An 11,847-nucleotide genomic window follows, 5' to 3' on the forward strand; every position below is an offset into this window, starting at 1 on the left:
CTCCAGCCCCAGTAGCAGCCCGCGGCCGCGGACGTCGCCGATGCAGGAATGGCGTCGCCGCAGCCCGCGCAGGCCCTCGATCAGCCGGGACCCAGCCTCGGCCGCCCGGGCTGCCAGCCGGTCGCGGGCCACGATCTCCAGCACCTTCAGCCCGATCGCGGCGGGCAGTGGGTCGTTGACGTGGGTGGTATAAAACAGGAAGTCGCGCGCCTCGGCTTCGGCGGCGATCGCCTCGCTGGTCATCATCGCGGCCAGCGGCAGCCCGGCGCCCAGTGTCTTCGACAGGGTCAGGATGTCGGGCACCACGCCGTCGCGCTCGAAGGCGAACATCAGGCCGGTGCGGCCGATGCCGGTCTGCGCCTCGTCCAGGATCAGCAGCATGCCGCGGGCCCGGCAATGCGCCTGCAGCGCCGCCAGATAGCCCGGCGGCAGGTCGAGAACGCCGCCGCTGCTGAGGATCGGCTCGGCGATGAAGGCGGCGAGGTTGCCGGTGCTCTGCCGGTCCAGCAGGTCGAAGCCATCGTCCAGCTCCTGCCGCCAATCGACGCCGGGGAAGCGCGGGCGATACGGGTTCGGCGCGGGGATCGCGAACTGGCCGGGCATCAGCGGGCCGGTGCCGTGCCGCCCGGCCTTGTAGGTGGCGGCCGCGGCGGCGCCGGTCATGCCGTGCCAGGACTGGGTGAAGCCCACGATCTCCCATCTGCCGGTGACCAGCTTGACCAACCGGATCGCCGCCTCGTTCGACTCGCCGCCGGTCGACAGCAGCATGACCTTCGGCAGGCCCGGCACCAGCCCGGCCAGGGCCTCGGCCAGGTCGACCACCGGGGCAGACAGCATCGAGGAGAACAGGTGGTCCAGCCGTCCGACCCCGTCGCGCACCGTGGCCACGATCTCCGGGTGGGAGTGGCCGAGGATGGCGCTCATCTGGCCGGAGGTGAAGTCCAGCACCCGGCGGCCGGCGGCGTCCCAGAGGAACGCGCCCTCGGCCCGCACCGGGACGAAGGGCACGAAGTCGCCGCCATAGCGCAGCAGATGGCGGCGGGCGCGGGTCCAGAAGGTGGTGTCGGGGGCGGCGGCGAACTGGTCCATGGCTGGGCTCCGGGCCACGCTGCGGCGGAGGACGCGGCCGGCGTGGCGCGCCGCGTAACGATATCCTCCGCCCCGCTCCAGCCCGCCGCAAACGCAGAGAATTCGCTGGACTCGTGAGGACAGTTCACCATTCATCAACCGATGAGCCGGTCGCCCCTGCCGCTGCGCGCGCTCGCCGCCTTCGAGGCCGCCGCCCGCCTGGAGAGCTTCCGGGCGGCGGCGGCGGAGCTGGCGCTGACCCCGTCGGCGGTCAGCCACCAGGTCCGGATCCTGGAGGCAAGGCTGGGCCTGCGGCTGTTCACCCGGGTCGGCCGCGGCGTGGTGCTGTCGCCCGACGGCGCCGAGCTGTTCGGCCGGATCGGCGGCAGCTTCGACGCCCTGGCCGAGGCGGTCGAGACCGCCGCCCGCCGTGGCCGGCGCGCCCGCCGGTCCGAGGTGGTGCTGCTGCGCACCCCGCCGTCGCTGGCCGGAAGCTGGCTGCTGCCCCGCCTGCCCGCCTTCCTGGCCGAGCATCCGGAGATCGACATCCGGGTCCATGCCGACCTGCGCCTCGCCACCGAGAGCGGCGGCCGCTCGGAGGCCGACGGGGTCGACCTGGTGATCTGGTACGGCGACCATCCGCCCGCCACGGCTGTGCCGCTGCTGGCCGAGACGATCCAGCCGCTCTGCGCCCCGGCGCTGGCCGCTCGCGCCGATCTGCGCGCGCCGCGCGACCTGCTGGCCCTGCCGCTGATCGTCACCCGCGACAACCGTATGTCCTGGGAGGGCTGGTTCCGCCGCCAGGGCGTGACGCTGGACGAAGCGTTCGCCGGCACGCTGCAGCTCGACCCGTCACATGTCGCCATCGAGGCGGCGGTGAAGGGCCTGGGCGTGGTGCTGGAGAGCGACGTGCTGGCCGAGGACGCGCTGCACGGTCACCGGCTGGTCGCCCCGTTCCCGGGGTTGGGCCTGTCCTGGACCGCCTATTGGCTGGGCGTCGCCCGCGGCTCGGCCAGAAGGGAGGGCGTGGAGGTCGTGCGCGCGTGGCTGATGGAGAGTGCGGCGCGCATGGTCGGAGGTTAGGGCAGCCGGCAGCGCCTCGCGTTGCCTCTCCCGCGTGATGATGGGACCTGCTCACAACGCCCATCCCTCGCCGTCATTGCGAGGAGGCGAAGCCGACGAAGCAATCCAGGGGCCAGCACGTGGGGCCTCTGGATTGCTTCGCTGCGCTCGCAATGACGGTGTTTTGGTAGTCTGAAAGGTCTCCTACGCCACCCGCAGCAGCGGCGCCGCCTTGGCCGTCGGGCGCAGCGCCTCGGGGATCCACTCGCCATGCGCGGCCAGCAGGTCGTCGACCAGCTTCCAGATCTGGTCGAGGTCCAGCTCCGCCGCCGTGTGCGGGTCCAGCATGGCGGCGTGGTAGATGTGGTCGCGGTTGCCGGTCAGCAGCGCCTCGACCGCCAGCGACTGGACGTTGATGTTGGTCTGCATCAGCGCCGCCAGATGCGGCGGCAGCCGGCCGATGCCGATCGGCTGCACGCCGTTGCGGTCGACCAGGCAGGGCACCTCGACCGTGCAGTCGGACGGCAGGTTCTCGATCAGCCCGCCATTCTGCACGTTGCCGTAGATCACCGCCGGCTGCCCCGTCTCCTTGGCGCGGATGATGGTCGAGCCGTATTCGACGCTGCGCCGGATTTCCAGCGGCACCGACGGGTCCTGCAGCTGGGCCTTCAGCGCGCCCCATTTGTCGATCTGGCGCTCGCAGCGGGTGATGTACTCGTCGAGCGGGATGTTGAACCGGTCGACGATCTCCTCGCGCCCGCGCTTGATGTACCAGGGCACGTATTCGCTGAAATGCTCGCTGGATTCGGTGACGAAGTAGCCGAGCCGCAGGAACATGTCGTAGCGGACGCGGTTCCACTCCGGCACCCGCCCCTCCTCCACCACCTTGCGGATCAGGGGCGTCAGGTCTTCGCCGTTGCGCTCGAACTTCAGGTAGAAGGCCATGTGGTTGATGCCGCCGCAGAGATAGCTGATCTCCTCGACCGGCACGCCGATGTCCTCGGCGATCTCCGCCGCCGTGCCCTGCACGCTGTGGCACAGGCCGACGGTCTTGATCTTCGTCGCCCGGTTCAGCGCCCAGCAGTTCATCGCCATCGGGTTGGCATATTGCAGATGGGTCACGTCCGGGCACAGCCGCTCCATGTCCCGGGCCTGCTCCAGCAGCACCGGCACGGTGCGCAGCGCCCGCATGATGCCGCCGATGCCGAGCGTGTCCGCGATGGTCTGGCGCAGCCCGTAGGTCTTCGGCACCTCGAAATCGGTCACCGTGCAGGGCTTGTAGCCGCCGACCTGGATCATGGTGATGGCGTAGTCGGCGCCGTCCAGCGCCCGGGCGCGGTCGGTCGTCGCCTCGATCGTCGCCGGAGCCTTCAGCGACTCGGCGATGCGCCGGGCCACGGTCTCGGAGGTGGCCAGCCGCTCCGGATCGATGTCGTAGAGGGTGATGCGCGCATCCGCCAGCTCCGGATAGGACAGGATGTCGCCGATCAGGTTCTTGGCGAAGACCGTGCTGCCGGCGCCGATGAAGGTGATCTTGGGAGAGGTCATGCGGAGAGTCCCGGTTGGCGGAAGGTGCCCGCGGCGCGGCGGCCGCGGGCCGGATGGATCGAAGGGTTATTGGAACAGAGCGTTGACCTGGTCGTTCGCGTCCTTCAGCAGCGGCGCGACCGGCACGTCCTCGAGGAAGATCCGATCGAAGGCCACATTCATGGTCGACAGGATCTGCGGCGAGTAGTCGGTGATCGGGTACAGGAAGGTCTGGTCCGGCGTCGCCTCGCTGGTGAAGGCGGTGACGTCCTGGCCGCGCTCGGCGAAGGCGTCCTGGGCGATCTTGGCGGCCGCCGGGATCGCTGGGAACACCACGCCGGCCTTGCCGATGATGTTCTGGCAGTCGGCGGAGCCGAGGAACTTGACCCATTCCCAGGCCTCGTCCGGGTGCTTGGTGCCGGTCCAGATCGAATCGCCGAGGCCGTTGAACATGCTCTTGCGGCCCTGCGGCCCGGTCGGCAGCGGCACGAAGCCGTAGGCGAAGGAGACGTTCTTGCCGTACCAGGTGGAGTTCCACGAGCCGTCGGCGACGATCGCCCCCTTGCGGGCGCCGAGCAACGCGGTGCCGCCGAGGGCGCCGACATCCTTCTGCGGCAGGCCGTAGCCCTTCTTCAGCGACAGGTCGCGCAGCCAGGTCAGGGTCTCGGCCAGCACCGGGTCGTCATAGTGATACTTGGTGCCCCAGGGCCCGTCGGTGAACTTGAAGCCGGCCGAAACCGCCAGCCAGCTCCACTGCGTCTGGCCATAGCCGTCGATCTTCGGGGTGATCAGCCCGTACTGGACGACGTTCTTGGGGTCGAAGCCGGCCTCGTCGCCGCGCTTGCCGCTGGCGTCCAGCGACAGCTTGGCCAGGATCTTCTCGAAGCTGCCGCCGTCCTTCGGGTTCCAGGTCGCGGCGCGCAGCTCGTCGACCGTCACCCCGGCCTTGTCGAGCATCTCCTTGTTGTAGACCAGGGCCACCGTGTCCCAGTCCTTCGGCATGCCGTAGAGCTTGCCGTCGCGCGTCCACAGATCGACCAGTCCGGGGCTGTAGATCTTGGTGTCGACCTTGTCGCGCTCGATCATGGGCGTCAGGTCCATGATCTGCTCGTTGGCGACGAATTCGGGGTAGGAGCGCAGATGGTCGGCGAAGACGTCCGGCGCCTCACCGGAGACGAAGCCGGTCGACAGCGTGGTCCAGTAGTCGAGCCAGCCATACTGCGTCACCTTGACGGTGATGTCGGGGTGCTTGGCGTGGAAGGCGTCGCCGCAGGCCTGGTAGTGCGGCGCCTGCATCGCATCCCAGAGCCAATAGTTCAGTTGGGTCTCCGCCCGGGCAGCGCCGGCCAGGGACATCGCCGCCACTGATAGAAACAGGGTCCTCGACAGGCTCACACGCATCTCGGGCCTCCTCCGATCTCGTTTGTTGATGCCGCGGGTCATTTCAGCCCGCTGAACTGCAGGGATTCGACGACGCGCCGGCCGAACAGCACCAGCAGCACGATCACCGGCACGATCGACAGCACGGTGCCGGCCATCAGCCCGGTCCAGTCCGGGTTGCCGTTCTGCTGCTGGGTCTTGAAGGCGGCCAGCGCCACCGACATCACCCGGACATCGGCGTCGCGCCCGACCAGGAACGGCCAGAAGAAGTCGTTCCAGGCGTTGATCGACAGCAGGATCGCCAGGGTGGCGATGGCGCTCTTGTGCACCGGCAGCACCACCGACCAGAAGGTGCGGAACGGCGTGGCGCCGTCGATCCGCGCCGCCTCTTCCAGCTCACGCGGGGTGGTCAGGAAGAACTGGCGCAGGAAGAACACGGCGAAGGGCGACATCAGGATGGTCGGCGCCACCATGCCCTGGAAGGTGTTCAGCCAGCCCAGCTCCTTGATCAGCACGAAGTTGGGGATGAACAGCACGATCGCCGGGATCATCGTGGCGGCGATGAACAGGTAGAAGATCACCGTCGACCCGATGAAGCGGATCCGGGCGAAGGCATAGGCCGCCAGCGCCGAGAAGAAGATCTGCCCGCCCACCGTCAGCAGCGTGAAGATCAGGCTGTTGCGCAGGGCCAGGGCGAAGTTGATCGGCGTCGACGGGGTGGCCGGGTTGACCGGCGCCAGGCCCAGCACCCGGCGGAAATTGTCGAGGGTCACCTCGACCGGCACCATGAGCGTCGCTTGGTCGAACAGGGTCGAGGTCGGTACCAGCGCCGTCTTCAGCGTGATCCAGAGCGGGAACAGCGAGCAGACGATGAACGCCCCCAGCACCGCCCAGGCAAAAATGCGGCCGGGGGAGAAGCGGAAGGCGGAGGCTTGCGGCAGGGCGATCGCGGTCATGGCGCGTCCCTCACTCGAGATCCGAGCTGCCGGCGCGCAGCGCCCGCATCTGCAGCATGGTGATCAGGATCAGCACCGCGAACAGCGCCACCGACATCGCCGAGGCATAGCCCATCTTCGAGAAGCGGAAGGCGCTTTCGTAGACGTACCAGATGATCGCGCTGGTCGAGTTTGCCGGCCCGCCCTGGGTGGTGACGGCGATGGTGTCGAACACCTGGAACGACCCGATCACGCTGGTCACCAGCACGAACACCAGCACCGGGCGCAGCAGCGGCAGGGTGATGCGGCGGAACACCACCCACTCCCCCGCCCCTTCCAGCCGCGCCGCCTCGTACAGCGACCGCGGGATGGCCTGCAGCCCGGCATAGAACAGGAGGGCGGTGAGGCCGACATGGCGCCAGATGTTGATCCCGGCGATCGACATGATGGCCAGGTCCGACGTCGCCAGGAAGGACTGGCGCGGCACGCCGATCAGCCCGAGGAAGACGTTGGTCATGCCCAGCAGCGGATCGAGCAGCCACAGCCAGATCAGCGCGGCGATGACGTTGGACAGCAGATAGGGCGCGATCACCACCGCCCGCAGCGCCACCGATTTGCTGAGCCGGTCCATCAGCACCGCGAGGACGAGGCCGAGCAAGGTCTGCAGCGGGATGTTGTAGAGCACATAGGCGATGGTGATGCGCGCAGACTGCCAGAAGCGTGGGTCGTCGATCAGCTTCACGTAGTTGTCGAAGCCGATGAATTTCGGCGCCCGCATCAGGTTCCAGTCGGTCAGGCTGATCTCGACCGCCCGCAGCGTCGGGTACAGGTAGAAGACCGCGAAGCCGATCAGCGCCGGCAGGATGAACAGCCAGCCGGTCACGTTGCGCTGCAGCGCCGCCCGCAGCTTCGGGCGGGATCGCAGCCAGCCGGCGGCGGCCGCCGGCCTGCTTAACTCCGCTGCCACCATCCTCGACCATCCTCCCCGGATCGGGCCCCTGCATTCCATGGAAAGCGGGGCTTCTGTCTGCGGATGACACGTGTCAGTATCGTTACTAACACGTGTTAGCTATAGTCAAACGAGATCCGGCCGGCTTGTCAAGCGCCGACCGGCATGGCACAGCGGGCGGGGCGTTCCGGTCGGCCGGGCGCCCATGAAGCGGATGGACATGGAACGACGCAGGGTCACCAGCCACGATGTCGCCCGCCGGGCCGGGGTGTCGCGCGCCACCGTCTCGATGGTGCTGAACCGGTCGAAAGCGGTGACGATCAGCGCCGAGACCCGGCAGCGCGTGCTGGAGGCAGCGGCCGCGTTGGGCTACCGGCCGAATTCGGCGGCGCGGATGCTGGTGCGCGGCGACACCGAGACCATCGGCCTGGTGGTCACCGACCCGCAGGTGCTGGCTGTCGATGGCTTCGTGCCGCAGCTGCTGTACGGCATCAGCCAGGCGACGAGCGAGAGCGGCTATCGCATCCTGCTGGAAGGGGTCGAGCCCGGCGCCGGCCCGCATGCCTATGCCGAGCTGGTGGAGGGCCGGCGGATTGACGGGCTGATCGTGTTGAACCCGCCGACCGACGCGCCGCAGATCCATGCGCTGATCGACCAGGGCTTCCCGCTGGTGCTGCTGGGCTCGGTCCGCCACCCGCGCGAGCACGCCTGCAACTTCTCCACCCGCCGCGCCATCCGCCGCTCGATGGATCATCTGATCGGGCTTGGACACCGGGCGATCGCCCATATCGGCTTCTCGCCGCCCGGCTTCGTCGCCACCGATGCGCGGCTGAACTCCTACCGTGAATCGCTGCGCGCCCATGGCATCGAACCGGACGACCGGCTGGTCGCCTATGGCGCCTTCAGCGCCGAGAGCGGCCACCGGGCGATGCGCGAGCTGCTGGACCGCGGCGGCGTGCGTCCGACAGCGGTCCTGGCCGGCAACGACACCATCGCGCTGGGCGCCCTGGCGGCGCTGACCGATGCCGGACTGTCGGTGCCGAACGACGTCGCCCTGGTCGGCTTCGACGACCTGCCCTTCGCCGCCCTTCTGCGCCCGGCCCTGACCACGGTGCGCAACCCGGGGGTCGAGCAGGGCCGCCAGGCGGCGCAGCTGCTGATCCGCCTGCTCAAGGGCGAGACGGTCGACCAGCGCCGCATCGCCCTGCCGACCGAGCTGGTGATCCGCGATTCCTGCGGCGCGAAGCGGCGATCCGGCCCCTAGGTCCGGTACCTTTCCGTTGAATTTGATGTATTATTGAGGCGCGTTCGCAGGATTTCCGAACGTGGTTTCATAAGGGATAAAAAATGCGGAATTTCCGTTCCTGCGGCTTGGCCGCGGCCGTGATCGGCGGCCTGATGATCTTCGCCGCCCCGGCCTCCGCCGACGACCTGGAGTTCACCCTCACCAACGCCACCACGGTCAGCGCCACGGAGTTCTACGTGTCGCCGGTCAATGTCGACGATTGGGAGGACAACCTGCTGGAGGGCAAGTACCTGCCCGCCGGCAACGAGGTGACGGTGACCATCGGCGACGGCCGGCGCACCTGCACCTATGACCTGAAGACGGTGTTCGAGGACGGCCGGACAGCTGAGAACAACGGCGTCGACCTCTGCCAGACCGGAAAATACACCGTGCACGAGTGACCGGATGCCGGGGCGGTGCCACGCCGCCCCGGCCCGGATATCACGGTGTCGGATGTTACGGAGTCGGGGGCGCGCAGCCCGGCCGGTCGAACAGCGCGGCCAGGCCGCAGGCCGAGGTCAGCATGCGGTCGCCGTCATGGCCGACGCCCTGGACCAGCAGCAGCCGCTGCCGAAACCCGTCCGGATGGCGGCCGCGCAGATACTGCACATAGGCCTCGCCGCGGGCGAGGCGGTAGGGCCCCTGCGCCTCCGCCATGCAGCTCTTGTCCAGCGCCGGGTGGTTCGGGTCGGTGTCGGCGGTGCCCAGCAGATAGGTGACGTCGCGGCCCAGATAGGCCTGCTCCAACGCCGCCGGGGTCGCCGTCCCGGCATAGGCGGGCAGATCGGTCATGCCGTATTTCCAGCGGTCGAATTTCGGGCAGGCGGCGGCGCCGGCGAAGGGAGCGAAGCCGCCCTCCCCGTCCGGCCGGTCGCGGTTGAAATAGGCGTAGGAGGACGGGTTGGCGACGACGTAGCGCACGGCGACGCCGGCCGCGATCGGTACTGTCTCGCCCTGGCCGAGGATGGCGTAGCGCTGCACCACCTGACCGCCACCGGAATGGCCGGCCACCACGATCGTCGTCAGGTTCGGGAACAGCGTGCGGTCGGCCAGCCTGGCCAGGATCGCGTCGAGCCCGGCGAAAGCGCTGATCGGCGCAGGACCCTTGGCGTCGCTGCCGCCCTCCCAGCCGGTGGTGCCCCAGCGCAGGGTGTCGGCCGACAGATGATGGGCTTGCGCATCGACCTCCGCGAGGAACTGCGGCACCACCAGGATCGCGGCCTGACCCGCCTCCCCCGCCGCGGCCAGGGCCTTCTCGGCCGAGGCGCGGTAGACATCGGCGTTGCGCAGCCGGCCGTGGATGACGATCACCGCCCGGGTGACGCCCGGAAGCGGCCGCGACCAATCGCGCGAGACATACAGGGCCAAGTCGCCGGTGCCGGCCGGCGTGGTCACCGTCAGGCGCTGGTCGGCGACCTCCTTGACCGGCTTCTCGGGCGGGCTCTCATCAGCGGCTCGAAGCGGCGGCACCGAGGCCAGCATGGCCGTCGCGGCCAGGACAAGGATTGCGGCACATCGCAGGATCACGCTGGATCTCCCTCACTGTGGGTCCTACACGTCGGACCGCCTTCCGGCGGCCCATGCTCCTCGCACATGTTTCCATCAGACATCGTCATGCGTCGCCTGCTGAGGCGCGGCCAATACTTGGCCTCACCTTTTCGACCACAGACGAGCCCAGCCGATGACCGATACGCAGCGCTTCCCGATCGACGACATCATCGACACTGTCGAATTCGAATCCGACCAGCCGCTCGACCACGCAGCACTGCGGGCGGAGCTCACCCGATATGCCAGGATCCTGAGCACGGGCACCGAGCTGTCGCTGACCCCGGAGCTCGACGAGGACACCCGCCAGGGCTTGGTGCGGGCCATCATGCTCAAGGCGAGCTATTTCTGCATGCTCGACACCGCCGCCACCGATGCGGAATCGGCCGACAACCATCTCCGGATCGTGCTCGGTGGCCTCGACAGCCATGAATACAGGGGTCTGACCCGGAAGCAGGAGCGCGAGATCCGCGGCTTCATCGAGGCGGCCCACGCCGACGGCAAGGTCACCTTCGAGGAGACGATCGACTTCCTCGTCGTGGTGAACCGCGCGACCGATGATGCCGGTCCCGACCTTCCCGCCTCCACCCTCGCGACCGCAAAAGTCTATCTCGAGGAGCACGGCATCGAGCCGACCGAGGCTCGGGTCCGGGCCCTGGCCGAGGCGGCGGAGAGCACGGTGGCAGACACGATCGACGAGGTCGAGGAAGCGGCCTGACGCTGCGGCCGGCGGGCGGGCGGCAATGATATCGCCGTCCGCCCCCTTGCCTCACTCCGCCGGGGCGGGGACCGTGGCCTCATCCGGCGCCGGCAGCGGGTCGCCGGCGAGGGCGGCCCGCAGCCGCGTCTCGTCGAGCGCACCTTCCCAGCGGGCGACCACGACGGCGGCGACGGCGTTGCCGATGAAGTTGGTCAGCGCCCGGCACTCCGACATGAAGCGGTCGACGCCGAGGATCAGCGCCATGCCGGCGACCGGCACGGTCGGCACCACCGACAGCGTCGCCGCCAGGGTGATGAAGCCCGATCCGGTGACGCCGGCCGCGCCCTTGGAGCTGAGCATCGCCACCGCCAGCAGCAGGATCTCGTCGCCCAGCGACAGATGCGTGTTCGTCGCCTGGGCGATGAACAGCGCCGCCATGGTCATGTAGATGTTGGTGCCGTCGAGGTTGAAGGAGTAGCCGGTCGGGATCACCAGGCCGACCACCGGCTTGGCGCAGCCCGCCCGCTCCATCTTCTCCATCAGTGAGGGCAGCGCCGCCTCGGACGAGCTGGTGCCCAGCACCAGCAGCAGCTCGGCCTTGATGTAGCGGATCAGGGCCAGCACCGAGAAGCCGTTGTAGCGGGCGACGGCGCCGAGCACGACCACGACGAAGATGATCGAGGTCGCGTAGAAGGTGCCGACCAGGAAGGCCAGGTTGACGACCGACCCGATGCCGAACTTGCCGATGGTGAAGGCCATGGCGCCGAAGGCCCCGATCGGCGCCACCTTCATCAGGATGTGGACGACCTTGAACACCGCGGCCGATACGGCCTTCAGGAAGCCCAGCACCGGGGCGCCCTTCTCGCCGGTCATGGCCAGGCCGACACCGAACAGCACCGAGACGAACAGCACCTGAAGGATGTCGCCGCCGACGAAGGCGCTGAACATCGTCGTCGGGATGATGCCGGTCAGGAAGCCGACGATCGACTGGTCATGCGCCTTGCTGGCGTAGCCCTCGACCGCCTTGGCATCGAGCGTGGCCGGGTCGATGTTCAGGCCGGCGCCCGGCTGCACCAGGCTGGCGATCACCAGCCCGACGATCAGCGCCAGCGTCGAGAACACCAGGAAATAGCCCAGCGCCTTGGCGCCGACCCGCCCGACCTTCTCCAGGTCGTGCATGCCGGCGATGCCGGTGACGACGGTCAGGAAGATGACCGGCGAGATGATCATCTTGACCAGGCTGATGAAGCCGTCGCCGAGCGGCTTCATCGCCGCGCCGAGATCAGGATAGAAGTGGCCGAGCAGGATGCCGATCACGACCGCGATCAGCACCTGGACGTAGAGATGGCGGTAGAACGGCAAGGGGGGACGCGGGGCGGCATCGGCAGTGGCCATG

At 68.7% G+C, this 11,847-nt stretch carries 11 protein-coding genes; 4 read left to right on the forward strand and 7 right to left on the reverse strand.

Annotated elements, in window-relative coordinates:
* Nucleotides 1-1,089: aspartate aminotransferase family protein (locus AB4Z01_RS13135; protein WP_441694260.1), on the reverse strand; the 1,089-nt coding region annotated here is incomplete at its 3' end.
* Nucleotides 1,090-1,230: 141 nt separating this feature from the next.
* Here AB4Z01_RS13135 and AB4Z01_RS13140 point away from each other — a divergent pair.
* Nucleotides 1,231-2,151 (forward strand): LysR substrate-binding domain-containing protein, encoded by a 921-nt coding sequence (locus tag AB4Z01_RS13140; protein ID WP_441694261.1) that lies wholly within the window; start codon nt 1,231-1,233, stop codon nt 2,149-2,151.
* Nucleotides 2,152-2,334: 183 nt separating this feature from the next.
* On the opposite strand, the gene AB4Z01_RS13145 is transcribed toward AB4Z01_RS13140, so the two are convergent.
* From AB4Z01_RS13145 to AB4Z01_RS13160, 4 genes are all read right to left on the reverse strand, one after another.
* Nucleotides 2,335-3,678, reverse strand: coding sequence for an alpha-glucosidase/alpha-galactosidase (locus AB4Z01_RS13145; protein WP_441694262.1), 1,344 nt, complete (start codon nt 3,676-3,678; stop codon nt 2,335-2,337).
* Nucleotides 3,679-3,744: 66 nt separating this feature from the next.
* Nucleotides 3,745-5,058, reverse strand: a complete 1,314-nt coding sequence (locus AB4Z01_RS13150; protein WP_441694263.1) for an ABC transporter substrate-binding protein — start codon at nt 5,056-5,058, stop codon at nt 3,745-3,747.
* A 38-nt stretch (nt 5,059-5,096) separates the two neighbouring features.
* On the reverse strand, nt 5,097-5,993 hold the full coding sequence (locus tag AB4Z01_RS13155) for a carbohydrate ABC transporter permease (RefSeq protein ID WP_441694265.1): 897 nt from the start codon (nt 5,991-5,993) through the stop codon (nt 5,097-5,099).
* A 10-nt stretch (nt 5,994-6,003) separates the two neighbouring features.
* Nucleotides 6,004-6,942, reverse strand: coding sequence for a carbohydrate ABC transporter permease (locus AB4Z01_RS13160; protein WP_441694266.1), 939 nt, complete (start codon nt 6,940-6,942; stop codon nt 6,004-6,006).
* A 199-nt stretch (nt 6,943-7,141) separates the two neighbouring features.
* Here AB4Z01_RS13160 and AB4Z01_RS13165 point away from each other — a divergent pair, with 199 nt between their 5' ends.
* Both AB4Z01_RS13165 and AB4Z01_RS13170 read left to right on the forward strand, forming a co-directional pair.
* The gene (locus tag AB4Z01_RS13165) at nt 7,142-8,185 is read left to right on the forward strand and encodes a LacI family DNA-binding transcriptional regulator (protein WP_441694268.1); all 1,044 of its coding nucleotides are present in this window, start codon (nt 7,142-7,144) and stop codon (nt 8,183-8,185) included.
* A gap of 83 nt (nt 8,186-8,268) precedes the next feature.
* Nucleotides 8,269-8,607: a hypothetical protein gene (locus tag AB4Z01_RS13170; protein WP_441694270.1), complete on the forward strand. Its 339-nt coding sequence runs from the start codon at nt 8,269-8,271 to the stop codon at nt 8,605-8,607.
* 55 nt (nt 8,608-8,662) lie between these two features.
* On the opposite strand, the gene AB4Z01_RS13175 is transcribed toward AB4Z01_RS13170, so the two are convergent.
* A complete protein-coding gene (locus tag AB4Z01_RS13175; protein WP_441694272.1) occupies nt 8,663-9,733 on the reverse strand; it encodes a hypothetical protein in 1,071 nt (356 codons plus the stop codon).
* A 154-nt stretch (nt 9,734-9,887) separates the two neighbouring features.
* Here AB4Z01_RS13175 and AB4Z01_RS13180 point away from each other — a divergent pair, with 154 nt between their 5' ends.
* Nucleotides 9,888-10,469 (forward strand): hypothetical protein, encoded by a 582-nt coding sequence (locus AB4Z01_RS13180; RefSeq protein ID WP_441694274.1) that lies wholly within the window; start codon nt 9,888-9,890, stop codon nt 10,467-10,469.
* A gap of 51 nt (nt 10,470-10,520) precedes the next feature.
* On the opposite strand, the gene AB4Z01_RS13185 is transcribed toward AB4Z01_RS13180, so the two are convergent.
* Nucleotides 10,521-11,846: a dicarboxylate/amino acid:cation symporter gene (locus AB4Z01_RS13185; protein ID WP_441694276.1), complete on the reverse strand. Its 1,326-nt coding sequence runs from the start codon at nt 11,844-11,846 to the stop codon at nt 10,521-10,523.
* Nucleotide 11,847: the final 1 nt, after the last annotated feature.

Origin of the sequence: Inquilinus sp. YAF38 (assembly GCF_052113205.1) — a bacterium.
Classification (GTDB): Bacteria; Pseudomonadota; Alphaproteobacteria; order DSM-16000; family Inquilinaceae; genus Inquilinus.